This window comes from Candidatus Tisiphia endosymbiont of Hybos culiciformis, from assembly GCF_964030975.1.
Classification (GTDB): Bacteria; Pseudomonadota; Alphaproteobacteria; order Rickettsiales; family Rickettsiaceae; genus Tisiphia.
Window position 1 is genome coordinate 998,329 of sequence record NZ_CAXIQH010000001.1, and the last position, 23,645, is coordinate 1,021,973.

36 protein-coding genes, 2 tRNA genes and 1 pseudogene are annotated in these 23,645 nt (G+C 32.7%); 24 read left to right on the plus strand and 15 right to left on the minus strand.

Annotated features, from left to right (window positions below):
- Window positions 1-58: 58 nt before the first annotated feature.
- Genes ACQH2P_RS05395 through ACQH2P_RS05405 form a run of 3 tightly spaced genes read right to left on the minus strand, consistent with a single transcriptional unit; the run spans window position 59 to window position 675 of the window.
- On the minus strand, window positions 59-229 hold the full coding sequence (locus ACQH2P_RS05395; protein WP_425363340.1) for a hypothetical protein: 171 nt from the start codon (window positions 227-229) through the stop codon (window positions 59-61).
- A gap of 38 nt (window positions 230-267) precedes the next feature.
- A complete protein-coding gene (locus tag ACQH2P_RS05400) occupies window positions 268-501 on the minus strand; it encodes a hypothetical protein (RefSeq protein ID WP_425363341.1) in 234 nt (77 codons plus the stop codon).
- A gap of 30 nt (window positions 502-531) precedes the next feature.
- Window positions 532-675, minus strand: coding sequence for a hypothetical protein (locus ACQH2P_RS05405; protein ID WP_425363342.1), 144 nt, complete (start codon window positions 673-675; stop codon window positions 532-534).
- 8 nt (window positions 676-683) lie between these two features.
- On the opposite strand from ACQH2P_RS05405, the gene ACQH2P_RS05410 reads away from it, so the two are divergent.
- Window positions 684-842, plus strand: a complete 159-nt coding sequence (locus tag ACQH2P_RS05410) for a hypothetical protein (protein WP_425363343.1) — start codon at window positions 684-686, stop codon at window positions 840-842.
- A 431-nt stretch (window positions 843-1,273) separates the two neighbouring features.
- Here the strand turns inward: ACQH2P_RS05410 and ACQH2P_RS05415 are convergent, their stop codons facing one another.
- The 4 genes from ACQH2P_RS05415 to rpmF form a co-directional block, all read right to left on the minus strand.
- Window positions 1,274-1,579, minus strand: a complete 306-nt coding sequence (locus tag ACQH2P_RS05415) for a MerR family transcriptional regulator (RefSeq protein ID WP_425363344.1) — start codon at window positions 1,577-1,579, stop codon at window positions 1,274-1,276.
- Complete coding sequence (locus ACQH2P_RS05420) at window positions 1,569-1,865, minus strand: HU family DNA-binding protein (protein WP_425364113.1); 297 nt, start codon at window positions 1,863-1,865, stop codon at window positions 1,569-1,571. The genes ACQH2P_RS05415 and ACQH2P_RS05420 overlap by 11 nt, the downstream gene beginning before the upstream one ends.
- A 219-nt stretch (window positions 1,866-2,084) precedes the next feature.
- Entirely contained in the window at window positions 2,085-3,038 is a 954-nt protein-coding gene (locus ACQH2P_RS05425; RefSeq protein WP_425363345.1) for a beta-ketoacyl-ACP synthase III, read from the minus strand.
- Window positions 3,039-3,044: 6 nt separating this feature from the next.
- Window positions 3,045-3,245, minus strand: a complete 201-nt coding sequence (gene rpmF, locus ACQH2P_RS05430; RefSeq protein WP_425363346.1) for a 50S ribosomal protein L32 — start codon at window positions 3,243-3,245, stop codon at window positions 3,045-3,047.
- A 106-nt stretch (window positions 3,246-3,351) separates the two neighbouring features.
- Here rpmF and ACQH2P_RS05435 point away from each other — a divergent pair, with 106 nt between their 5' ends.
- The 4 genes from ACQH2P_RS05435 (at window position 3,352) to ACQH2P_RS05450 (ending at window position 5,670) form a co-directional block, all read left to right on the plus strand.
- Complete coding sequence (locus ACQH2P_RS05435) at window positions 3,352-3,813, plus strand: outer membrane protein assembly factor BamE (protein WP_425363347.1); 462 nt, start codon at window positions 3,352-3,354, stop codon at window positions 3,811-3,813.
- Window positions 3,814-3,930: 117 nt separating this feature from the next.
- Window positions 3,931-4,005 (plus strand) — tRNA-Glu (locus tag ACQH2P_RS05440).
- A 370-nt stretch (window positions 4,006-4,375) separates the two neighbouring features.
- The gene (locus ACQH2P_RS05445) at window positions 4,376-5,404 is read left to right on the plus strand and encodes a ferritin-like domain-containing protein (protein WP_425363348.1); all 1,029 of its coding nucleotides are present in this window, start codon (window positions 4,376-4,378) and stop codon (window positions 5,402-5,404) included.
- Window positions 5,405-5,508: 104 nt separating this feature from the next.
- Window positions 5,509-5,670: a hypothetical protein gene (locus ACQH2P_RS05450; RefSeq protein ID WP_425363349.1), complete on the plus strand. Its 162-nt coding sequence runs from the start codon at window positions 5,509-5,511 to the stop codon at window positions 5,668-5,670.
- 11 nt (window positions 5,671-5,681) lie between these two features.
- Here ACQH2P_RS05450 and ACQH2P_RS05455 read toward each other — a convergent pair whose 3' ends face one another.
- The gene (locus ACQH2P_RS05455) at window positions 5,682-5,858 is read right to left on the minus strand and encodes a hypothetical protein (protein WP_425362513.1); all 177 of its coding nucleotides are present in this window, start codon (window positions 5,856-5,858) and stop codon (window positions 5,682-5,684) included.
- A gap of 214 nt (window positions 5,859-6,072) precedes the next feature.
- Here ACQH2P_RS05455 and ACQH2P_RS05460 point away from each other — a divergent pair, with 214 nt between their 5' ends.
- The 4 genes from ACQH2P_RS05460 (at window position 6,073) to ACQH2P_RS05475 (ending at window position 9,456) form a co-directional block, all read left to right on the plus strand.
- A complete protein-coding gene (locus tag ACQH2P_RS05460) occupies window positions 6,073-6,315 on the plus strand; it encodes a hypothetical protein (protein ID WP_425363350.1) in 243 nt (80 codons plus the stop codon).
- Window positions 6,316-7,167: 852 nt separating this feature from the next.
- On the plus strand, window positions 7,168-8,472 hold the full coding sequence (locus tag ACQH2P_RS05465) for an APC family permease (RefSeq protein WP_425363351.1): 1,305 nt from the start codon (window positions 7,168-7,170) through the stop codon (window positions 8,470-8,472).
- 8 nt (window positions 8,473-8,480) lie between these two features.
- Entirely contained in the window at window positions 8,481-9,338 is an 858-nt protein-coding gene (locus ACQH2P_RS05470) for a M23 family metallopeptidase (protein WP_425363352.1), read from the plus strand.
- Between the two features lie 41 nt (window positions 9,339-9,379).
- Window positions 9,380-9,456: transfer RNA gene (locus ACQH2P_RS05475), tRNA-Arg, on the plus strand.
- 465 nt (window positions 9,457-9,921) lie between these two features.
- Here ACQH2P_RS05475 and ACQH2P_RS05480 read toward each other — a convergent pair.
- The 5 genes from ACQH2P_RS05480 to ACQH2P_RS05500 form a co-directional block, all read right to left on the minus strand.
- Window positions 9,922-10,641 (minus strand): phosphoribosylaminoimidazolesuccinocarboxamide synthase, encoded by a 720-nt coding sequence (locus ACQH2P_RS05480; protein WP_425363353.1) that lies wholly within the window; start codon window positions 10,639-10,641, stop codon window positions 9,922-9,924.
- A 13-nt stretch (window positions 10,642-10,654) separates the two neighbouring features.
- Complete coding sequence (locus ACQH2P_RS05485; protein WP_425363354.1) at window positions 10,655-11,296, minus strand: exopolysaccharide biosynthesis protein; 642 nt, start codon at window positions 11,294-11,296, stop codon at window positions 10,655-10,657.
- A gap of 277 nt (window positions 11,297-11,573) precedes the next feature.
- The gene (locus tag ACQH2P_RS05490; protein WP_425363355.1) at window positions 11,574-11,855 is read right to left on the minus strand and encodes a type II toxin-antitoxin system RelE/ParE family toxin; all 282 of its coding nucleotides are present in this window, start codon (window positions 11,853-11,855) and stop codon (window positions 11,574-11,576) included.
- Between the two features lie 3 nt (window positions 11,856-11,858).
- On the minus strand, window positions 11,859-12,083 hold the full coding sequence (locus ACQH2P_RS05495) for a TA system antitoxin ParD family protein (RefSeq protein ID WP_425363356.1): 225 nt from the start codon (window positions 12,081-12,083) through the stop codon (window positions 11,859-11,861).
- A 74-nt stretch (window positions 12,084-12,157) separates the two neighbouring features.
- On the minus strand, window positions 12,158-12,421 hold the full coding sequence (locus ACQH2P_RS05500; RefSeq protein ID WP_425363357.1) for a hypothetical protein: 264 nt from the start codon (window positions 12,419-12,421) through the stop codon (window positions 12,158-12,160).
- Window positions 12,422-12,655: 234 nt separating this feature from the next.
- Here ACQH2P_RS05500 and def point away from each other — a divergent pair, with 234 nt between their 5' ends.
- The 8 genes from def to ACQH2P_RS05540 all read left to right on the plus strand — a co-directional run bounded on the left by def (window position 12,656) and on the right by ACQH2P_RS05540 (window position 18,887).
- Entirely contained in the window at window positions 12,656-13,183 is a 528-nt protein-coding gene (def, locus tag ACQH2P_RS05505; RefSeq protein WP_425363358.1) for a peptide deformylase, read from the plus strand.
- A complete protein-coding gene (gene fmt / locus ACQH2P_RS05510) occupies window positions 13,180-14,100 on the plus strand; it encodes a methionyl-tRNA formyltransferase (protein ID WP_425363359.1) in 921 nt (306 codons plus the stop codon). Before def ends, fmt begins: the two co-directional genes overlap by 4 nt.
- A gap of 541 nt (window positions 14,101-14,641) precedes the next feature.
- On the plus strand, window positions 14,642-14,983 hold the full coding sequence (locus ACQH2P_RS05515; protein ID WP_425363360.1) for a hypothetical protein: 342 nt from the start codon (window positions 14,642-14,644) through the stop codon (window positions 14,981-14,983).
- Window positions 14,984-15,378: 395 nt separating this feature from the next.
- Window positions 15,379-16,896 (plus strand): phage major capsid protein, encoded by a 1,518-nt coding sequence (locus ACQH2P_RS05520; protein WP_425363361.1) that lies wholly within the window; start codon window positions 15,379-15,381, stop codon window positions 16,894-16,896.
- A gap of 153 nt (window positions 16,897-17,049) precedes the next feature.
- The gene (locus ACQH2P_RS05525) at window positions 17,050-17,586 is read left to right on the plus strand and encodes a head-tail connector protein (protein WP_425363362.1); all 537 of its coding nucleotides are present in this window, start codon (window positions 17,050-17,052) and stop codon (window positions 17,584-17,586) included.
- Between the two features lie 15 nt (window positions 17,587-17,601).
- On the plus strand, window positions 17,602-17,940 hold the full coding sequence (locus tag ACQH2P_RS05530; protein WP_425363363.1) for a phage head closure protein: 339 nt from the start codon (window positions 17,602-17,604) through the stop codon (window positions 17,938-17,940).
- Window positions 17,941-17,959: 19 nt separating this feature from the next.
- A complete protein-coding gene (gene gp17, locus ACQH2P_RS05535; protein WP_425363364.1) occupies window positions 17,960-18,367 on the plus strand; it encodes a tail completion protein gp17 in 408 nt (135 codons plus the stop codon).
- Between the two features lie 253 nt (window positions 18,368-18,620).
- The gene (locus ACQH2P_RS05540; protein WP_425363365.1) at window positions 18,621-18,887 is read left to right on the plus strand and encodes a type II toxin-antitoxin system Phd/YefM family antitoxin; all 267 of its coding nucleotides are present in this window, start codon (window positions 18,621-18,623) and stop codon (window positions 18,885-18,887) included.
- 61 nt (window positions 18,888-18,948) lie between these two features.
- On the opposite strand, the gene ACQH2P_RS05545 is transcribed toward ACQH2P_RS05540, so the two are convergent.
- Complete coding sequence (locus ACQH2P_RS05545; RefSeq protein WP_425363366.1) at window positions 18,949-19,083, minus strand: hypothetical protein; 135 nt, start codon at window positions 19,081-19,083, stop codon at window positions 18,949-18,951.
- 42 nt (window positions 19,084-19,125) lie between these two features.
- On the opposite strand from ACQH2P_RS05545, the gene ACQH2P_RS05550 reads away from it, so the two are divergent.
- Together ACQH2P_RS05550 and ACQH2P_RS05555 are read left to right on the plus strand one after the other, a co-directional pair.
- On the plus strand, window positions 19,126-19,521 hold the full coding sequence (locus tag ACQH2P_RS05550; protein ID WP_425363367.1) for an HI0074 family nucleotidyltransferase substrate-binding subunit: 396 nt from the start codon (window positions 19,126-19,128) through the stop codon (window positions 19,519-19,521).
- Window positions 19,508-19,792, plus strand: coding sequence for a nucleotidyltransferase domain-containing protein (locus tag ACQH2P_RS05555; RefSeq protein WP_425363368.1), 285 nt, complete (start codon window positions 19,508-19,510; stop codon window positions 19,790-19,792). Before ACQH2P_RS05550 ends, ACQH2P_RS05555 begins: the two co-directional genes overlap by 14 nt.
- Here ACQH2P_RS05555 and ACQH2P_RS05560 read toward each other — a convergent pair.
- The gene (locus ACQH2P_RS05560) at window positions 19,760-19,927 is read right to left on the minus strand and encodes a hypothetical protein (protein ID WP_425363369.1); all 168 of its coding nucleotides are present in this window, start codon (window positions 19,925-19,927) and stop codon (window positions 19,760-19,762) included. The two genes, ACQH2P_RS05555 and ACQH2P_RS05560, sit on opposite strands and share 33 nt — an antisense overlap.
- Before the next feature lie 110 nt (window positions 19,928-20,037).
- Between ACQH2P_RS05560 and ACQH2P_RS05565 the strand changes: the two genes are divergently transcribed.
- From ACQH2P_RS05565 to ACQH2P_RS05585, 5 genes and pseudogenes are all read left to right on the plus strand, one after another.
- Entirely contained in the window at window positions 20,038-20,628 is a 591-nt protein-coding gene (locus ACQH2P_RS05565) for a phage distal tail protein, Rcc01695 family (protein WP_425363370.1), read from the plus strand.
- Window positions 20,625-21,413, plus strand: a complete 789-nt coding sequence (locus ACQH2P_RS05570) for a DUF2163 domain-containing protein (protein WP_425363371.1) — start codon at window positions 20,625-20,627, stop codon at window positions 21,411-21,413. Before ACQH2P_RS05565 ends, ACQH2P_RS05570 begins: the two co-directional genes overlap by 4 nt.
- Window positions 21,414-21,514: 101 nt before the next feature.
- Complete coding sequence (locus ACQH2P_RS05575) at window positions 21,515-21,688, plus strand: hypothetical protein (protein WP_425363372.1); 174 nt, start codon at window positions 21,515-21,517, stop codon at window positions 21,686-21,688.
- Window positions 21,675-21,971 (plus strand): annotated as a pseudogene (locus tag ACQH2P_RS05580) (DUF2335 domain-containing protein); the annotation flags it as partial. The gene ACQH2P_RS05575 and the pseudogene ACQH2P_RS05580, both read left to right, overlap by 14 nt.
- A 260-nt stretch (window positions 21,972-22,231) precedes the next feature.
- Window positions 22,232-23,428, plus strand: a complete 1,197-nt coding sequence (locus ACQH2P_RS05585) for an SGNH/GDSL hydrolase family protein (RefSeq protein WP_425363373.1) — start codon at window positions 22,232-22,234, stop codon at window positions 23,426-23,428.
- Window positions 23,429-23,645: the final 217 nt, after the last annotated feature.

Genomic DNA, 23,645 nt, shown 5'->3' on the forward strand with positions numbered 1-23,645 from the left:
GATATTTTTACCCGCTAACCATATTATATATTATCCTTCTAGACTTTTGACGGGGAGACTAGTTATGTTCTTTATCACCTAATCCTATAGGCATAACTATATATGATACAGGAACCCCGCTTAAACTTTGCAACCTAGATAAACGATAGAAGGGAGTACCGTAGGTCTTTTGTAACACTATTGCACTTTTGCTACTATTTGTCCATTTGTTGATATTCTTATTGTTCATAACTGTATAATCGCAAGCATTACAGCGTAACGTTTTCTTTACATATCTGTTGACTGTAATTGGAGCATTACCTGTAAATTGTAGCAATTTTCTAGCTTCACTATTATAGAGTTTACCATTATCACAGTGAGGACAGCTATCACCACTACAAAAATTCTCAGGAGATAAATAGCTGGTATTCGTATCCTGATAATCATCAAATCCATATTTACCTTGCCAATTACTGCGATCTCTCTTCTTGGACTCATCGTACTCTTCTTCATTACCACCATTCTTATTATCAGATTCACTCGGTGGTTCTTTTAATGAATCTGAACTATCTTTTTTATGTTATCTGCCTTAAAACCAATCATCATCTCCTTAAGCTTATTTATACTGATGTTTGATGATGCTAGCTTGTCTATTAGTTCGTTACAAAATTTCACAAGTTCTATAGTTATGCTCATAGGATTAGGTGATAAAGAACATAACGATTGTAAGTTGTCATTCCCGCGAAGGCGGGAATCTAGATACCTGCTTTCGCAGGTATGACACAAAGTTTGTATCACCTAATTCAATAGGTTTCACTATATCATTGCTTGCTGATCATCTCCTGTTAATGAATTTGCCTTAATATGCTGGATTAGTTCTTCTCGTTCCTCAGCACTTAAGGTCGCTACTTTTGGCTTTTTCATTTTGATTCATTCATTACGTTTAATAATTGAAATGTTATAGTATAACTGATAGTTTTTCAACCAGTTTTTTTACTAATCGGTGATATTTGCATAGTAGGAACCCAAATTTATAAAATAAATTCATACTAGCAAAAAATTTAATAGAGTTATGCAGTTTTGCTGCAAGTATACCCTTGTTTTACGTTCCAATTCTTCAAATCATTTGAGTATACCAACTCTAGGTTCTGTTGACAAAATTTAAATTGTTTACATTTTGACTCTTTATTAGCTGCAAATTATAAGATTTTTTTGAAATAGGAATAACTATTCCTGCAAAAATCTTATTAATTTTCGCTTAAAAATACTCAAAATATAAACAATTTAAATTTTGTCAACAAAACCTAGAAAGAATTTTCTGAATAGTTAATGATAAGTCGTAAAAATTTTTGATTAGACCATCAATCTTATTTATTTGATTATCAAGTAGGTTAACAGGTTGCTCTAATTCTACCGGTGTACTCTTGTTTGCCATATAGGTCTTCAAATATTCAATATCCTGGCTTGTATAATATCGTCTATTACGTATCTTATGTATAGATAGGTTTGGCAACATACACTCTAGATATCTTAGCTGGTGAGAGTGAATATTTAGAAGTTTTGTTACTTCTCCAATAGAATAATATTTTTTATCCTGCATTTTTATTAATTAATAATTTTAATTTTCTGGCTGGTATAAAACGTATTACTTTCTTTTCTGGAATTATTACCACTTCTTTTGTATGAAAATTTATACCAGGTCTAGGTTTCTTTGTGCTAGTACAGAAACTGCCAAACCCCGTTAACGTTAGTCTTTGCTTTCTTGTCATTTGCTGAATATTGCTAAACATTTGATTGACTATTTCTTCGCATATAAGGTTTGATAGCCCCAATTTAGCTTTTAACATACAAGCAATCTTTTCTTTAGTAATAGATGTATAGTTGATTGATTTGGATATACTAGAACTAGTATCTTTTTCCTCATCATCATAAAATTTCCCTAAATCAACCATATAGCTAACTCAAAAAGGTTTTAGTCTGATAGCGGTCGCCACCACCTCCGTGTAGGCGAGAATGACAATCTATGATAAATTCCTGCCTACGCAGGAATGATATATTTTTCGTTAGGACAAATGAACAAATGCTATTCGGATTGGCCATAGTTGTTACCATCTGATTAAAGCCGATCCCCAACTTACTCCAGCCCCAATGGCAGTGAGAAGCAATATATCGCCTTTTTTGATATTACCATAAGATTTTAGCGAAGCAAGTGCTAAAGGAATTGAAGCAGCCGAACAATTAGCATGTTTTGCAACCGTTTTTACTACTCTGCTCGGATCAATCTTTAGTCGTTCCACAACTGCATCTATAATTCTTACATTTGCTTGATGGGGGATAAAATGATTAACATCATCTACGGTAAAATTATTATTATGCAATATTTCTTCACCTGTCTTACTCATCTTTTCTACTGCATGTCTAAAAACTTCCTGTCCTTTCATTTTTATTTTACCGATTTTGCCATTGCTACTTACACCACCGTCAGTGTAAAGAATATCGTGATAACGACCATCCGAATAAATATCACTATCTATTATACCAGAGCTATCATCACTATATTGCAAGACTACTGCCCCAGCACCATCACCAAATAAAATACAAGTAGCTCTATCACTCCAATCTATTAGAGACGACATTTTTTCAGCACCAACTAGTAATATTGTTTTATATTTTCTAGATTTCATCAAAGAGTCAGCAACATGTAAACCATATACAAAACCCGAACACACCGCTTGTAAGTCAAATGAAGGTACATTACCAAGCCCGAGATAACCTTGTAACTTAGAGGCGGTAGAAGGGAAGCTATTATCTGGAGTAGTGGTGCAGGTAATGATCAAATCTATAGATGATGCCTTTAATCCAGCATCATCTATAGCATCCTGACAGGCTTTAATAGCTAAATGTGATGTATATTCATTATCAGCCGCGATATGTCTTTGTAATATACCCGTCCTTGAATGAATCCATTCATCGTTAGTATCAACCAATAGCGATAATTCTGCGTTAGTAACAATACGCTCCGGCAAATAGGCACCACATCCAAGAATTTTACAAGCCATCGTGGTTTATGCTACTTCTTCATCTTTTTCTTGCTTCTTAACAATAACTTGACGACCATTATATGTGCCATCAGCTAAAGATATATGATGAGGCAGTTTATATTCCCCTGTCTGAGAATCTAGTACTACATTAATTTTACCAAGTGCAAGATGAGAACGCCTCATGTTACGTCTTGATTTTGATGTCTTCTTTTTTGGAACTGCCATATAGCCTCTTAAAAATTATACTTTATGATAAAAAGTATTTGTCAAATCGATTGAGCAGTATATTATACTTCCATTACAAAATCTAGGTATTTTAAACATAAACTTTATGAAATTTATTATAATTCGAACTTTTCTTATTTCATCTATATTACTCACATTGTGTAGTTGTAAAACTGTAGAATCAAGAGGACAGTATATTGATGATAATTTGTTAGCTACACTTGAAGAAAAAAGACTTAACAAATCGGAGGTAGAAGATTTAATTGGTACACCAACAATTATACCCGACTATACTCCTAATACTTGGTATTATGTTCAACGTTCTTTAGATAGGAGAGCATGGCTTGAGCCAAAAGTAATAGAACAAAAAATAATAAAAATTACTTTTAATAAAAAGAATGTCATTGAGGAGGTTTTAGTACTTAGTGATTCGCATAAAGATGATATAACTATAATGGGGGAATATACGGAAACTTATGGTACAGAATTAAACGGACTACAAAAATTTGTAAAGAATATTGGTAGGTTTAATAAAACCACTGAGGGAAAAAAGAAAAAGAAACGATAAAATCATACTTGCAATATTTCGTGAATACTGTATAAACTGAACGCTGATAGTTCTTAAATCATTCGAATATACTCTTTGCAAATTTAAAGAGTATATAGACGAACTTAAAGAGTTTATGGCCCCTTCGTCTAGTGGTTAGGACGTTACCCTTTCACGGTGAAAACACGGGTTCGAGTCCCGTAGGGGTCACCATTCTTCAATTTTGCTATATTTTACGAACATATCGAACGGTAGATGTAGCATAAAGCTTAGCTTATCGCCTTTCAATTCCAGGTTCGCAAATACAAAATTTATCAATTTACGTTTTCCCTTAACATTCTAACCTTTTAGCCTGGATATTGCATAAATGCAGTGAAATTTATCTATGACCCCCTTGTAATATAAAGGATTCATAGGAATTATATAAAAATACAAATTGTATGTTTCTAATTTTAGTATATTTTAGTATGTAGCCTTTTTAATACAAGGGCTAGAGCAATTGACTTATTATCCATCATGCAATATCCGAGTTAGCATTTAAAACTGCATAAGATATATTAAAAAACTGAAATGGTAAAAACATATGAAAATCAGAAATAAAAAACATTTACAAGAACTTTTGCAAACGGCAATAGAATTAGAACACACTATAATTCCTCCCTATCTATGTGCCGCTTATTCCTTAATGCCAGATAGTAATCCAGATGCCTATAATTTGATTATAAGCGTTGTCAAAGAAGAGATGCTGCATATAACTCTTGCAGCTAATGTTTTGAATGCTATCGGCGGCAATCCTCGAATCGGCTCTCCTCAATTTGTTCCTAACTATCCAGCTTATCTTCCTCATAGCAATGATTCATTTTTAATAAGTCTTGCTTGTTTTTCAGAAGATTCTATTGACTTATTTCTTAGAATTGAAAAACCAGAAGATACTGGAGCCTCTCCCAAAGAGACTCTTTACAGCACAATTAAACAATTTTATGATGCAATAATCGATGGTCTAAAATATCTAGTGCATGAGCTTGGTGAAAAAGAAGTATTTTCAGGTAATATAAACAGACAATTTGGTACTAATTTATGTCACTATGGTGCAGGTGGTAAAGACATCAAAGTACATGACCTAGCAACAGCATTGTCAGCCCTTAATATAATAATTGAACAAGGTGAAGGAATGGATCGCACCATATATGATGCTGCAAAAGGTTCTAATAAGAATCAGGATCCAAATCAGGAATTAGCTCATTATTTTCGCTTTAATGAAATAAAACAAGGAAGAAGATATAAGAACGGTGACACCGTAAGGTCTGGTCCAACAGGGGACAAGATAAAAATTAACTGGGATAAAGTCTATAACATATATCCAAATTCAAAGTTATCTGATTATCCAAAAGATTCTGAGCTTTATGAAAATATTAAGTTATTTAACCAGAAATATACTGGTATGCTTAAAAAACTAGAACAAGCTTTTAATGGTACTCCAGATATCGTGCATGAATGCGTCGCTACAATGCTTGAGCTGAAGTATTTAGCCTTGCAGATAATGAAGAGCCCGTTTCCAAAAGATAAGTTATTTAATGCTAGTCCAAGTTTTGAATATATGCCTGGTTGTTGAATGAATCAGTGTAGTCGGATAAGCAATATCCTTCCATGCTCCTAGCCTAAATATTGCATGAAAGGATGGAGACAAAACCCTCGTAATATGGTATAATATTGGTATTGAAAGAACATTACACAGAGGGTTTTGTCATGACAAATTGTACAGGATTAAGTTACCAATCGAAAGTAAAAAATCGTCAAATAGAAATAAATTTTACAGGGGGTAATATTAGTAGTGATGGCGGTGTATTATTGCTAAGAGAAGCAGATAAAAGACTTTAAGGCAGGGCAGTTTAAAAGTCGCAACTAATGATATAAAATACTAGATTATAGAAACGAATAACCGTCATCGCGAGCCACGAAGTGGCGTGGCGATCCAAATAAACAGCTTGCTGTTTTATTTTTGCCGTTGCAATTTTTTGGATTGCCGTGTCGTAGCGAAGCGGCTCCTCGCAATGACGTTTATGCATTTCTCAAAACAGATTCTTATATCATTAGTTGCGACTTTTAAACTGCCCTGCACTAATTTAGGTTACAAATATGTAGAAAAAATTCAAAATAAAGAATATGATAGAGAATTAAATTAGTTGCTTCATATTAAACAAAATTCTTAAAATTAGCATAGTATTTTGTAATAGAAATGTTGAGATGTTTTATGTTAAGTGAAGTTATGCATAATTGCTATTGAGTGAAAGTGATAGGAAGGAAAAGCATTGGATGGCAGCCATTCTTAACTCTGTCAAGGTTAGCAAACTAGACACTAAGACACACCAGATAAGATATATATTAATTATTATAATAATACATTTAAAAGTTGCCACTCTTTATTTCTTTCATCTTAAAGTACAATTTATTCCTGCAAGTGACAGATCAGTTGGAAAACTGCAAACTATAGTAAAGCTTATTGAATTAGGTGATATTATATGATATAAATAGGAGAAAAATATCAGTAATCTTTAAAAATTATTTGAAATTATTGCTATGTTTCTTGTCATCTAATTCAATAGGTTTAACTATAGTGATCAATCGCATCTTCTACACTCTTAATTTAAATTTTCTGAATTAAACTAAATCACCGGAATTTTTGTTAGGGAAAATTTCAAATGTATATGGTTGTTTTTGAAAAAGTATACGAGATCGTATTGTTGTGTCCTAAATCATTTTTTTATTTACTAGGTTCTGTTGACAAAATTTAAATTGTTTATATTTTGAGTATTTTTAAGCAAAAATTAATAAGATTTTTGCAGGAATAGTTATTCCTATTTCAAAAAAATCTTATAATTTGCAGCTAATAAAGAGTCAAAATAGAATAATTTAAATTTTGTCAACAGAACCTAAGGATTGTCATAAAATAACCTTGTAATTTAGATGAAATTAATCTATAGCTGTTTAGAAATATCATTAAGACATTGTAACAAAAATAACTTTTTAATTTTGAGGGGATATTTTGTTACAATGTCTTAATTAGGAAAATTTAAATTAGGGTTGCAGAAAATAGGTTCAATAAACAATTAGATTGTTTATTTTACTAATGAAATGATCACTATCTACATAACCCTACTATAAGAACACTGTGTAACGATTATTCTTACCCCATTTGGGTTCAAGAATCATCCACTAGGGCTTACCAATACTCAATAATAAATATATTTAGTATATAGCTTACAAAAACTTGAGTAATTGATTTATCAATTTTCAAGTTTTTATTTTTTTATGCACAGTTTGTGATTATTACAGTCTGAAATAAGTTCAGGATTTATACATACAGTTCAGGATTATATGTCACAAAAGCTCGGTTTTTGGTCAGTTTTTGCTTTAGTTATTGGTAGCCAAGTTGGCACCAGTGTTTTAATATTACCAGCAAGTTTAGCACCATTCGGTATTTTTAGTTTAGTTGGAGGGATAATATCTTCCTGCGGTGCTGTAATTTTAGCCTTGTTATTTGCTATACTTTGTTCACAATTCCCACAAACAGGCGGACCACATGTTTATTTAAAAAAGGCATTTGGCAACGATGTAGCATTTTTCACAGGTTGGACTTATTGGGTTATTTCATGGGTTAGTACGGCTGTAGTGGTTATTTCAGCTATTACATATCTCACACCTTTAATTGGGGTGAATAATAGTTTTATATGCTTAATTTTGCAAATATTATTGCTATTTGCTATTATGTTGCTAAACCTTAAAGGTATAGGAACAGCAGGAAGGGCTGAATTTATATTAACAACGTTAAAATTTATTCCACTAATAGTAGTGCCAGTTACAGCATTATATCAGTTTGATAGTAATAATTTTGTTATGGATAAGCAAATAACTAATTTAACTTTTTCTCAAATTATTGGTAAGGTAACATTATTAACATTCTGGGGATTCATTGGTTTAGAGTCAGCAACTGCTCAAGCTGGTTCGGTAATTAACCCATCGAAAACAATACCAAGAGCCGTAGTAATAGGTACGCTTTGTGTTGCTATTTTGTATTTCATTAATAGTGTTGGAATAATTGGTTTAATCCCTCCAGAAGATTTAATACATTCTAAAGCTCCTTATGTAGATGCTACCCAAATAATTTTTGGTGGTCAGTGGCATATACTTATCTCTTTGATTGCCTCAATTATTTGCATTGGAACATTAAATGCCTGGGTACTAATCAGTGGACAGATTTCTTTGGGACTAGCCCAAGACGGTTTAATGCCATCTTTTTTTGCTAAACAAAATAAAAATGGTGCTCCAATTTGGAGTTTGGTCATAAGTTGTACTGGAATATTAGCATTATTGATTAGTACAACCAATGAAGATTTATCGGAACAAATTACCGACATAATTGATTTTTCTGTTATCTCTTTTTTATTTGTATATCTAGCCTGTAGCATAGCTTTTTTAAAATTACTGTTAACAAAATCAGAGAAATCTTCAATATATGAATGGTTGATTGCCCTTGGATCAATTGTCTTTTGTTTATGGATTATTTATGAAACACCATTAAAGGTTACAGTAATAGCTATCTCATTTGTGTTAAGCGGAATACCTGTTTATTTTCTTTGGTATAAGCAATGGCTTTTTAGGTTATGTAAACAAATTTTATAAGGATATAAATGCTTAAGTCCTTTATATTATTATTAACTATATTATTCCTACAAGGATGTAGCACCTCACCTATTAACAAGACACTTTTAAATGTCACTGCACAACAATTACAAAAGGATCATAAACTAAATCACGGCACTTTAATTATACAATATAATTTAGCAGCACTAAGTAAAAATAACTGTATCTATGCAAAAAATTTTGGTCTTGTTATTAATAATGAAAAATATAACAAGGCTTTTTTACAAAAATTTAAAGCCAGTAGGACTAAGAATATTAATAGTCAAGCAATTAATAGCCAGGCAATGATTAAATCAACCAAGATTAAAGATTTACTGCTAAAGTTAAATTGTAAGTATAAGTTCTTATCTAAGAAAGAATTACAGCTTGTTCAAAAAGCTAGCAATAAAAATAGCTCTTATAACATTAATGAGTTGGGGCAACTAGATAAGCTAACTGCTACTATTCCTATAATGTTACCACAATATAATGTAAAGGTTACTAGTCATTACGGCATGCGTAAACATCCTAGGAAAAAACAAAGAAAACTCCACTGTGGAACAGACTTAAAAGGATACCAAGACTCTTCCATTTATGCCTCTGCTGATGGAATAATTATTACCATAAAGCGAAAAAGTGCTTATGGAAATTTGATAGAAATAAAACATTCAGATAAATTCATTACCAAATATGCTCACTTAAAAAAAATACACGTAAAAGAAGGAGATATGGTGACCAAAGGTCAGATTGTTGGAGTACAAGGTAATAGTGGTAATAGTACGGGAGAGCATTTGCATTTTGAAATTTGGCTCAATAACAAGCATATCAACCCTTTTGATTTCATATCACACGCTTGCAATTGTTAAAAACTTTGCTATAATGCTGGTTCTTTACAATAGTGACAAGAGAAGCCGTAGCTCAGCAGGATAGAGCGAGTGATTCCTAATCACTAGGTCGGGGGTTCGAATCCCTCCGGTTTCACCAGATTCTTTCTTATATATATCAGTATTTCAGCGATTTTATAATTTTTTAAAGCAATTTCCATGGCTATTTCATTACTGTTTTTTATTAAAAGTCCCCAAATTTGACCTACAAAAAAATCTATTTTTAACCGTTTTACAAGGGGGCAAAATTACCGACTATGTTGTAGAAAATAGTATTAGACTTCCTGCATAAATCAATCTAGTTGGTGATTTTGTCGTCGAAACTTGCCTCCGCTCCTCACGTACGTCTATGTACGCTGCGGTGCTCGGCTTCGTTTCTCCTAAAAATCCCTCAACTATTTTTGACTTATGCAGGAAGTCTATTATGGTTTTCAACTAAACCGTCAGAAAAAGTTAATTATGAATAGAAAAGCTATCAAATAGGGGTTACAATTGCTTCATCAACCCACGGTCTTTTTCTCAATGACATTTAGGAACTTATAACAATATCAAGAACCTATTCAGATTAGCTATAAGTTCTATCTTTTAATAAATCAGCTATTGCCTGATAAGATTTAATAGCTCTTTCTGGATCAGTGGCAATCATTTCTGCTCCCAGTTTCTCATTATTACTCATATTCCATAAACGGCAATTATCAGGGCTGATTTCATCTGCCAACATTACCATAAAGTCTTCACCATTAAATACTCTACCAAATTCTAGTCTGCATTCAACAAGTCTTATACCAATAGCTGTAAATAGTCCACTTAAGAAATCATGTGTTCTGATGGCTTGATGTTTTACCTCATCAATTTCTTGCTTACTTAGCCAACCAAAATTCAGTATTTGATGTTCATTAATTATAGGATGCTTTAATTCTCTACTTCTGACTCTAAAATCGATAACTGGGTGATCGAATACATATCCTTCTTCCATAGAGAACTCTTTTACAAATCTGCCGCATGCTACTGTAGAAATCGATATTTGAATGGGGAAAATATCCACAGATTGTATTAATTGTTCACGCATATTTATTTTTTCAATTAGGTGATTCTCTATCCCCACCATATCGAGCTTACTCATTATAAAGGATGAAATATTATTATTCAGCACTCCTTTACCCGAAATATCAAAAATCTCGCCACTTTCTAAAGTAATTTTGTCAGTAAAGGACATAATAAAAGCAAAATCTTCTTGAGACTGATAAAGAGCTTTGCTTGATCCTTGATATAATTTTTGTTTCATTGGAAGAATAACGTCAGAAAAATAGATTAAATAAATATTTTATGCTAATCCAGCTGGCAGTAATTGCTATAACAGCTATAATAAGACCAATTATAGAGATTATAAACCCAAGAAATATAGTTAATCCATCTCGATTTAAAAGACCTAATGTCATTATAGTAATACCAAGGGCAGGTACAGCATTGGTTAGAGGCAAAGGTATTGATATGGCAATAGCACAAATCAGTGATACTAAACCAACAAATTGTTCGCAATATATAGAAGATGCAAAACTAAATCTTGGTCGTATATATTTCTCTACCAATTTAATTTTTGGTACAATCTTGTTACTTATATTGATAAGTATATCATTGCCAATTTGATAGTTATTAATTTTCGATGGTAAAGAAACTTGTCTAAAGCCAAGCAACATCTGCATAGATAAAATAATCAAGGGTATCCCTACTATAGTAGTAAAACCCGGAGGGTACGGTAGAGGAATTGCAATTGGTATGGCAAAGAAAAGCATTGTTAATAGAAGCCCGTTTTCATGAAAGTCAGTTAACAACTCACTGATTTTAGTTTTTTCTTTTTTCTCTTTCTGTCCTAGTTTGCAAAAAATACTAGATACTTTAGCTCTATCTAGTTGTTTATTTTTTGCAGTAATATTAAACATATATACTTAAATTTTTTGTAAGTTGTACTATATAAGTTATACTATAATTTTAGATTATTAGGAAATAATTAATAATGGGGTAATCCAATCAATGATTTTCCTAAATTCTAAAAAGCTATTGCGGAATGTAACACAATTGTAATGGATTTAGCAAAGAATATTTTTTTATAATGAAGTTTAAGTATTAAAGTAACAAATAGCCAGTATAGATTAAATCTCATTGTAAAACGTTCTTCGTTCATGATTAAATAATGAGTTCTGCTTATCCGACTAATTGTTAATCTAGTTGAGTTTTAAGATCACGATAAAAATTTTCGTGCGATCCAAGTGCAAGAAGTATTATTGATTGCTCTCGTTGATTGTACATATAAGCAAGAATAGTATGTTGTTCTATCATACGAAATTTATAGACACGTATGTTAGAAAGGTCACCAACTTTTTCAATACCAACTAAAGGGTCAGACAAAATAATACGAATAGCATTATCCAAACAATCTTTTTGGTTGGGATGTAATTTTTTTGCTACCTTTTTAAAGGTATTAGTTTGAAGAATATGCATGACTTATTTGGTAGTAAACTTGTAGTCTTCGACATGACCACCACTTACCTCATCTAAAGCAAAGAGTATACTTTTAATGAAGCTATATGGCAAATCTGAGTTTTCTTCAGCCATCTTGCCAATACGAGACCAATATTCAATTTGTTTGGGAACTGAACGATTATAAATGATAGAATGACGTTTAGCTTGTTCAACTAATTTATCTGATAATTTTACTACTGCTGACATAATATTACCTATTTAATATAATAATAGGTGCATTTTACTACAAAAAGTAACTATATACAACCTTTTTCTGACACCTAATAAATCCAGGGCAGTTTAAAAGTCGCAACTAATGATATAAGAATCTGTTTTGAGAAATGTATAAACGTCATTGCGAGGAGCTGCTTCGCTACGACACGGCAATCCAAAAAATTGCAACGGCAAAAATAAAACAGCAAGCTGTTTATAGTGAAACCTATTGAATTAGGTGATACAAACTTTGTGTCATACCTGCGAAAGCAGGTATCTAGATTCCCGCCTACGCGGGAATGACAACTTACAATAGTTATGTTCTTTATCACCTAATCCTATAGGCATAACTATATTTGGATCGCCACGCCACTTCGTGGCTCGCGATGACGGTTATTCGTTTCTATAATCTAGTATTTTATATCATTAGTTGCGACTTTTAAACTGCCCTGCTAATAAATCGCCCTGAATAAATAGCCTACACTGGACTTATTTGTTGATTTCTGTTACAATACAAGATTTAGTAATGTAAGTTTTTGGCAAATAATCTAAGGTTTTAAGATACTATGTCTGTGTTACCTATTGTGACTGCTCCGGATTCAAGATTAAAACAAAAATCTTTGTCAGTAGGTACAGTCAATGATGCTATAAGAAAGTTGATGGATGACATGGTTGAAACCATGTATCATGATCATGGGGTAGGGCTTGCAGCAATTCAGCTTGGAATAGCTAAGCGTATATTAGTAGTTGATTTACAGAATAATGACGATACAGAAAGAGCTGTAGATTTTTATCCATTATTTATCGTAGATCCAGAAATAATAGACAAATCTAAAGAATTGGTTGTAGCAGTAGAAGGGTGTTTGTCTTTACCGGAACAGCAGGTTGAGGTAGCAAGGGCTGAATCTATAGCTATAAGGTTCTTAGATTATAATAATATACAGCAAGAATTAAAAGCTGATGGTTGGCTTGCTAGGGTTCTTCAACATGAAATGGATCATTTAGATGGTAGGTTATTAGTTGATCATTTAAGTCCTTTAAAAAAGGATATAGCATTACGTAAATTAAAAAAGCTAAAAAATAATAATTTATGAAAGTAATTTTTATGGGTACGCCAGAATTTGCTGTACCCACTCTTAGGGAGTTAATTAACAGTAACGACCACCAGGTGGTTGGTGTATTTACGCAAGTGGCAAAATCTAAAGGGAGAGGGCTAAATGAAGTAGCATCACCTGTGCATCATTTGGCATCAAAATATAATATTGCAACTTATACTCCTAAGACTTTAAGAACCGAAGAAATAACCAATTTAATTAATTCAATCGGTGCGGATATAATAGTGGTAGTTGCTTATGGGTTTTTAATACCGGAAGTTATCCTACAAGCTAAAAAATATGGATGTCTTAATATTCATCCGTCAAGTTTACCAAGGCATAGGGGTGCAGCTCCACTGCAGTGTACTATTATAGAAGGTGATTTAGAAACTTCTGTGTGCATAATGCAGATGGATGAAGGGTTTGATACTGGTGATATTATATTGCAGCATTCATTGTCACTTTCTCCTAGAATAACTTTACCAATTTTGCATGACCAATGTGCGAAAATAGGAGCTGATTTATTGATTAAAACCTTAGATAATATTGATAATTTACCAAGAATTACCCAGGATAAAAACGGTATAACTTATGCTCATAAACTTAAGAAGGAAGAAGGAAAGATAGATTGGTGTGAAACTGCCTACAAAATAGATTGTAGAATTCGAGGTATGAATCCTTGGCCTGGTGTATATTTTGAATATAGAGGTAAAATTATAAAAATTCTAGAAGCCTATTATAATGATGTGGATGTTAATTTGCCTCCTGGTACCGTGGTTAATAGTAATAGTGTCTTGGAGATAGCTTGTGGTAAAGGCACTTTGATCATCCGAAAATTACAGCAAGAAGGAAGAAAAATCTTAAATGCTGAAGAGTTTATGCGTGGATTACAAAGCCCCCCAATGGCATTTGGTTAATTAATTAGTCACCTTACGCATGGCATTTAAAAATCATAGAGAAAACAGCACAGTGTCATTGCGAGACCACGTGAGTGTAGTGCAATCCATTTTTGGTTACTTTTGTGGATTGCTTCGTTGACCTACGGTCTTCCTCGCAATGACGTTAACCACATACGACTTTTAAAGCACACTATCTAAAACCGCTTCCTTTCCTAACTTTCGACAGTTGTAAGGTATAGTTATGCCTATAGGATTAGGTGATAAAAACATAACGATTGTAAGTTGTCATTCCCGCCTACGCGGGAATGACAACTTACAATCGTTATGTTTTTATCACCTAATCCTATGGGCATAACTATAGCTCCTTGCTAATAGACAACTGTGATGCTAATCGAGTTAGATATAAGCTAAAAAAATATGAGAAATAATACTCATTCAGCTAATTTTAAAATAAATGAAAATAGTACTTGTAAGTTTATAAGAATGTTGTATAAACCGTAACATACGGACAAAACGTTGTCATGTATTATTAACAAATTAATTTATTAGGAGAAAAATTATGGTTGGTTCTAACGAAAAAGAAAAAAATCTTCCTGAAGACATTACTACTATCAACAACATTGAGTTCAATGAATATGCAGCAGCACATAGACCTCTCTCAGATACTCTTGACAGCATATCTACAAATTTATCTTCTGTTCCTTCTGAGGTTTTGGCTCATATAATTATTGCAAATTTCAATTCTATGTGGTATAATTTTACTAGTAAGCTCAATAGCAAAACTGAGTCTATTGAAAATACAGTATTAGATACAAAATTAACATGTGACATTTCATGTGATGACTTTAATATTGATGACGTTCCTTGTGCTGGAGATTTGGTATTAGATCTGGCATATTAGGTTCTACTCTATAAACGTTTCAGTCATATTTATTACAAGCCGGAATCTGGTGCTGAGTTAATTTCAGATTCTCGGCTGTTTATTTATGTTGGGAGTCATACCAAATAACAGTTGGCAGGTTAGATGTGTATTAGGTGTATAGTTATAACTAACCCGAATAAGTTCTAGATATGTTATATATGGACAAGTGAATTTGTCATTCCCGCGAAGGCGGGAATCTAGATACCTGCCTTCGCAGGGATGACAAGTTAAGCCTCGCAGTGATGACAGCATAGTTCTGAGGTTAAGTCTATTCAAAAAATATTTGATAAAAATCGATAATTTTTTTTCCAAAATACTTAGTGCTAAAGATTTTTAGTATATATTACCTATAGTTATTGCAATTATGGGGTAATATGTGTACTGAAAACTTACAGCAAAATCAAGCGATTCAAAATTTAATCATAAAATCTATTACAGATAATAGCGTAGTTATTTCAGGTTATGCTAGTGTTTATAATATTTCTGATCAGCATAATGACCTGATTGCTAAAGGGGCTTTTGCCTCAGCCGATCATTCGCTCATCAAATTTCTTTGGCAGCATGATTGGCAACAGCCAATAGGGGTGATTAAATCTTTAACAGAGGATGATTACGGCTTAAAAGTCGAAGCTATAATTAATAATAAAATCGAGAAAGGTAAAGAGGCTATAGAACTTGTCCGCCAAGGGGCAGTTGATGGCCTTTCTATTGGTTTTAATATAAAACGAGCAAATTACAATAACGTAAATCAAAGAATTATCACTGAGGCTGAGTTAATTGAGGTTAGTATAGTAACTTTTCCAGCCAATGATCATGCCAAAATTTCGCATATCACCAAACAAATTTTAATGGAGAATAACATGGATACAGAATTAATGACAAAACAAAATAGTAATGAAATGAAAATCAATGAATTACAGGAGAAAATCTATAATCTAGAAAATTTTCTATCTCGTCCGGAAATAGGAAGAATACAAGATATCGAGTATAAAACTGCTTTTAATAGTTATATTCGCAAAGGCAGCCAGAGTGAATTAATCGAAAAATCCTTAAATAGTGGAGCTGAGGAAGGAGGGGTATTATTAGTACCGGCTTTATATAATAGTATAATCACTGAGATTAATGCTAGATCGCCTATGCGGCAATTAGCATCAATCGAAACAATTTCTAGTAATGCTCTTGATATAGTAATTGAAGAGGGTAATTTTGCTAGCGGTTGGGTTGGTGATTTGCAGACAAGAGAAGAAACAGCTGCTTCTAAGCTAAAGCAACAGAGAATTTTTGTACACGAGCTTTATGCCCAGCCAAAAGCTAGCCAAACTTTGATAGATGATTCGGCTATTCGGATAGAGAACTGGTTGCTCGAACGTTTAAGAGATAGTTTTGTTAAAGCAGAAAATGATGCGTTTATTAATGGTGACGGCAAGAAGAGGCCGAAGGGTATTTTATCAAAAGATCATGATAAAATAGAGCAATTTGAGATGGGGGGACGAGTTACTGCAGAAAAATTATTAGATTTCATTAATTTACTCGATGAAGAATATTTGGCAAATGCTACTTTTCTGATGAACCGTACTACTTTATCGGAAATTCAAAAACTCCAAGATAATAATGGTCGATTTATTTGGCAACAATCGCTTTCTGATTCTTTAAAGCAAACAATATTTGGCATATCTGTGCTTTGCTGCTCTGAGATGCCGGCTATAAAGGAAGGTAATATGGCAATTGCTATAGGAGATTTTAAATCAGCCTATAAAATCATAGATCGTGGTGGTATTAATATAATGAGAGATCCTTATACCGACAAGCCGTTTGTCAAATTTTACGCAGTTAAAAGGGTAGGGGGCGACGTAGTGAATCAGAGTGCTATTAAGCTTGCTGCGTTTAGTTGACTACAAGCTAACTCGACAGCGTCATTGCGAGAAGCCACCTTGGTGTGGCGACGAAGCAATCTATAAAAGTAACCAAAAATGGATTGCTTCGTCGGCTTATGCCTCCTCGCAATGACGTTTGTAAATTTGGTCTAACATTGTGAAGTAGGATATATGTATAAAAAGGATATATTTAGGATTATTGAATTAATCCCTCAGACTATTTGGACTCTAATAGAAGTAAAAAACTATATGAGGATAGAAGGAAATTATGATGATGAGTTAATTGGTGGGTTGATAGATGCAGCAATTACGGCTGCTGAGAATTTTACTAAACTTACAATAATAACAAGGAGAATAGAGTTTGTTTGTAATATTAAAAATCAACAAAATTTTCAGTTAAAATATCAACCGATAAAGGAGATAACGAAGATTGCTCTAACAAATAATAGTGAATCTATTGAGCTGCGATCTGATCAATATTATCTAGATCACGATCGATCATTATTATTTCTAAATAAAAAGTTAGAAAATTATCAATTAATAGTTGAATATATTATTGGATATGATAAAATTAATATTCCAGCTTCAATAAAGCATGGCATATTAATGCATATAGCAGAAATGTATGATAGGGAAAGGCAGAATGGTACTTCCTTGTCAACAGAAATTAAGAATCTGTATCTGGCATACAGACAATTAAAAATATAATGCTTAAAGGTAAGAATGAAAAAATCAGTAGCACGTACTTTACAACATCAGGTGAAAATTCTAGAGAATTTTTCTGCCAGTGAAATAGAACAAGAAAAATGGCAAGAGAAATTCTCTACTTATGCCGAAATAAAACCTATTTCTGATAATAGATTTACCTCGATAGAACATTTGAATTTTGGTCATATTATGACCGAAGGGTTTTATGTGTTTAAAATGAGATTTATCACAGGCATTACCACCAAAATGCGTATATCATTTAGAGATAGGCAATTTGAAATTAAGCGAATTATTAATGTTGAAGAAAAAAGTAAATTCTTGAATATCATAGGGTTAGAAATATATGTCTGTTAATTTTATTCATGATTTTCACATGACCATATATAACTTATTATCAGGTGACCCAGATATTAGGCTTAGTGTTGACCGGATTTACATATCGGTAGTCCAGGATGCAAAATATCCGTTCTTACTAGTAAATATTCTGAAAGTTGAAAATATTTCAAGATTAGGTCAGGATATTTACCAAGTAGAATTTGAGATAAATGCTTTTGCTAGGGATAAAAACCAGGGGCTTTTAACTTCATTGGCTGAGAAAATTACTAATAAATTAACAGCTAATTCGTGTATTCTTCAAGATTACATTGTTGCTGGTATGAAGGCGTGTAATATAAATTTTCAACGTAGTTCTGACCTTATTACTACTAAGCTTACCATAGATTACAAAGCCTTATTAAAGGGGAATAAAATTGGCAAGAAGTCTGTAGTAAAAGAGATTTAAAGATATTGATTAACAGTACCATATACAGTACTATTAATTCACCTTACGCATGGCATTTAAAAGTCATAGGGAAAACAGCCAGACGTCATTGCGAGGAGCCACTTTGGTGGCGACGAAGCAATCTAATGAATGTGGATTGCCACTACACTCACGTGGTCTCGCAATGACGTATTGTACTTTTCTGCAATTTTTAAATTGCCATGAGCGTTATGCGTAAGGTGAGCTATTAATTAACATTTTAATAGGAGTAATTATGACATATTTAATAGCTAGTGAAGCTAGAAAGAACTTATATAAATTGATAGATTTGGTGGCAGAGAATCATGAGCCAACAATAATAAAAGGCAAAAGAAATGCAGCAGTTTTAATTTCAGAACAAGACTGGAAAGATATAGTGAAACCTATTGAATTAGGTGATACAAACTTTGTGTTAACCTTGCGAAAGCAGGTATCTAGATTCCCGCCGCAGCTAGGAATGACAACTTACAATCGTTATGTTCTTTATCACCTAATCCTATGAGCATAACTATAGTAGATGAGAAGATAAAAATACTACGTATGTGGAGTCATTATGGTGATAATTAAGAACAGTATACTGATATAGTGAAACCTATTGAATTAGGTGATACAGACTTTGTGTTAACCTTGCGAAAGCAGGTATCTAGATTCCCGCCTTCGCGGGAATGACAACTTACAATCGTTATGTTCTTTATCACCTAATCCTATAGGCATAACTATAACAAATCTAAAGGTACAAAATGGTATATTTGATTGACAATATTGATATTAGTAACTTATTAAAGGCGCATAATAAGTTTGAGGAGTTTCGTCTTAATTTAGATACTGAACAGAATAAAGCTGGGGCTATTCAAGCATTTGAATATTGTTATGAGTTAGCTTGGAAAACAATGAAGCGATTGTTAGAGGTTCAGGGTAGAAATGCTTATACCCCACGTGAAGTATTTCGTGAGGCAGCTGCTGCCGGGTTAATTTCAGACCCTGCCGCTTGGTTTGATTTTATCAAGATTAGAAATATTACGGTACATACTTATGATATCAAAAATGTAGAACAAGTTATTGCAACTTTTGATGATTTTTCTGGCATGTTACACGAGTTTTTGAGAAATTTGGAGAGATTAAATGATCAATCTTGAGAAGAAAGATTTTTTATTATTAAAATCTATCTTAAGGAAATATCCTTATACATTTCAAGCATACGGCTCTCGTGTTAAAGGTAGTCACAGGAAGTTTTCTGATCTTGATATCTGTATTATGGAAGTAGTAAGTGATGAAGAGTTATTTAATTTGCAAGAGGAATTGGAGGAATCTGATTTACCTATTAAAGTGGATGTAAAAAGATGGTTTGTTGATATGGATGAGGATTTTAGGTCGCTAATAGAAAAGGATCTTATACCATTGGAATGACAACTTACAATCGTTATGCTCTTTATCACCTAATCCTATGGGCATAACTATACCGTACCGAAGCAGGGATGACAAGTTAAGCCTACGCAGGGATGACATTACAGTTTTAGTGCCATTCCCGCACTCTCTTGTCATTCCCGCGTAGGCGGGAATCTAGATATCTGCTTTCGCAGGTATGACACAAACTTTGTATCACCTAATTTAATAGGTTTCACTATAACAGTTATTAAATATTAGGAGAAATTATGAATTTTCATGATATACGTATGCCGGAATTTATTGAAACTTTTGCTGTTGGTAAACCGGAATTTGCTACTTCTTGTGCTATGACATTATCAGGCAGAGAAGTAAGAAATTTAGATAGAGAATATGCGAAACAAAAATATTTGATTAAAAATTGTCGTTTGAGTAGTCGCGAATTTGAGCAGTTTAGTTCTTTCTTTCGAGCAAGAAGGGGAGGGAGTTTTTCCTTTCGTTTTAGGGATAATGTCGATTATCAAGTGTCAGGGCAATTTATTGCTAAAGGTGATGGGAATTTAACGCAATGCCAACTGGTTAAATTATATGAAGATCCAATTTTGCCCTATGCTAGAACAATTAATAAACCGGTAGCTGGGAGCGAAAAATTCTATGTTAATGATATCAATATAGCAGTCCAGCTTGATTATAATACCGGATTAGTAACTTTGCCAAGCCCATTAGATAAAGGGCAAATTTTGACAGGGAATTTTATTTTTGATGTAGCTGTGCGATTTATTAATGATAGTTTTGAGTATTTTCATTCTGCAGACGGATCAATAGAATTATCACAAATAGAATTATTGGAGGTTATATGACAGAATATATTGATAATTCCATAACAGAATTACAAAATTTTACTTACTGTTTCCATATCACGTTACAGGATGGTTTTGAGTTGTACCTTACTGAGTCTGATAAATCTTTATCGATTGATGACATAATATTTATGCCAAATTCTGGAATGGCTTTAAAGGAAGGGGTTTTTAATGATTCTGCTCAGAATCACATTATCTTAGAAGGAGTTTTCGAGAATAATGGAGTAGAGCAACATTATGATTTGACACAAGCTACGGTTAAAATATATATTTGTTGTGCTAATTCTTATAAGCATTTTGTTACTTATCGCTGTAGCACTTATACCAAAAGGGATTTAGATTTTACTTTGTATTTAGAACCCAATATAGAACTATATAACCAGTCGTTACTGCAATCTTTTAGTAAGAAATGTCGTGCTAATTTTGGTGATTTGAAATGCAAAATAGATAAAATAGTTTATAGTCAGATATATAATATTAAGGAAATGTTTGGTAGAACTATAGTTATCTCAAATCTTGATAAAGAAAATGGTTATTTTAATTACGGAGATGCTATTTTAAATGGTCTTATAAAGGGACAATTTTACAGTAAGATCATTAGTCATTCTGGGAATGTAGTCATATTGGATAAACTAATTCCTGATAGTATGAAACATAATAAAACGGTTGATCTTACTGTAGGTTGTGATAAAAATTTTATAACTTGTTGCAATAAATTCAACAATGCAGTAAATTTCAGAGGAGAGCCATTGATTCCTGATGATAACTTTATAAAAGTGATTTAGATGGATTTAAGAATAACGTCATCTTGAAATAAGTTCAGGATGACATCCGTATAAATTATGGATGACATTTTGGGGAAGGGTATTAAAGAGTACAAGAAAAAATGAATAAAGATTTTATAAGACATTTCCTAACTGGCTTTTTTAGTATATTTAAAATATCTAAAACAACAATAAGAAAGAAGCCAGAGACGGATCTGCTTGAGTATTTTATTAAAATAGAAAAAGATATTAATTTAACATTTCAAGAAATAAAAAAAGAATATGAAAGAGAGTAAAAGTTTCTTTGCTAGTAATAATAGATTGAATAAAGGATATTTAAAAGTTAGCAATAATCCTAGAGACAAAGATAATAGCTTCTATCGTAAGAAGTTTGAGCATGTTATGCCCCCTATAGATTTAATGGAAGAATATGAAAATATTTATCCAGGAACCTTGGCAAAGTTAATAGTCATGGCAGAAAAAGAGCAAATACATAGACATCAAAGGGATATTAAAAGTATTGAAGTTTATGAAAGCATCACAAAAAAAGGTAAACTTAGTGCCATTATATTTATGATAATGGTCTGTATTACTACTGTAGTTTTAGCAATGCTCGGGCATTTTATGATTACTAGTATTTTTATTGTTTCAGTATTTTTAGTTATGGGAACCGGATTATTCTTATCTTCTACTAAATTTACTAGGCAGAAAGACTATAATAGAAGATGAAAAAATTGTTGTCATTAGGTTGGAATTAGTGTTATTCTTCAGGAAATCGCTATATTTAAAATCGCCTGATTCGGAATAGTCTGATAGGGTACATCAAGGTATATATTGCTATGAAATTATTAAATCAATTTTTCTTAATATCGTCATTGTCGCTATTACTAATTAGTTGTGGCAACAACAAAAATATTTCGCCAAGCCCATTATTTAAACAAACGAGTTCCTCATCTCCGTCTCACATAAATAGTCAATATAGAGCAGTGTATATTATGGGAGATAGTTTGTCTGACACCGGGGCTTTTGTTGGTTCTTTTAACAGTGTACTGAACTCCATGAAACAAGACTTCCCAAGGTTAAAGTGGGCTGAGAGAGTCTATTTCTCTCCGCCATTCTATAAAGAAAGATCCTTTAGTAATGGCTCATTAATCGTTGAATATGCAACCGCAAGTTTTGGGGTGTCAATAACACCAGGCTGGAGTTTTAGCATAACACCTGCATTTAAACAATGGATTCTAGAACAAAAATCCAAGGAATTATCCATACCGCTTGCAGACATTTTACAAAAAGAACACTTAAAAAGTGCATCTTACGTTTCGTATGATCAAATTGGCACTAATTATGCCGTTTCATCTGCTAGAGCCTCTGTTGGTAATGAGTTACCATATACTTTATGGTTCAATCAATTTCAGTTAAAAAATCAACTTAATTCCATTATTAAACATCACCCAGATATTGGAGTAAACGATTTATTCATAATTATAATTGGTGGGAATGATATTAAAGCAGCTTTGTTGGATAAAGATCCCATTGGAATAATTAATGAGAGTGTTACTGAAATATTTAAAGCCATTAATATTTTAGCAAAAAGAAATGTCAGACACATAGTTGTTGGTAACGTACCAGATATTGGCTCAATCCCAGCTGTGGTCAATACCAAGGCACAAGCATTTGCTACAAAATTAACACAGGAGTTTAATAAAAAATTAAATGATCAAATAGAGAATTTAAGAAAAATATATCCAACAATTGATATAAGACTATTTGATATGAATAATGTATTGCAGAATATAATCGCTGATTACAAGAAGAATGGGCAGACCTTCTCTAAGGCTTGTGTCTTAGATATGCCTCTTGGCAAGGGTGCTATAACTTTACTAGAATTAGTGCTAACAGGGGAGTTGAAAGCAAGCTATATTGCTCCGTGTAATGATTGTAAAATTTCCGATTATGTATTCTTTGATGATGTTCATCCAACTACGTTGGTAGATCAAGTTGCAGGTGAGATATTATATGATCTGATAGTGAAATAAAGTGGATAAAATTACTGCAAACTTTTGTGGAAGGAAGCAATTGTCAGCGTAGACGCACTAGTGTGCTTTCGCAGGGATGACACTAAATTATGTGCAGGGGATACTAAATTGTTAGAAATTCATAAGGTTTTAAATAAAATAAGGTAAAAATCTTGTGGATTTAAAGTAATTTCCTGACCACGAATATCTTTTATGCTTGTAGGCATTTTGATGAAGC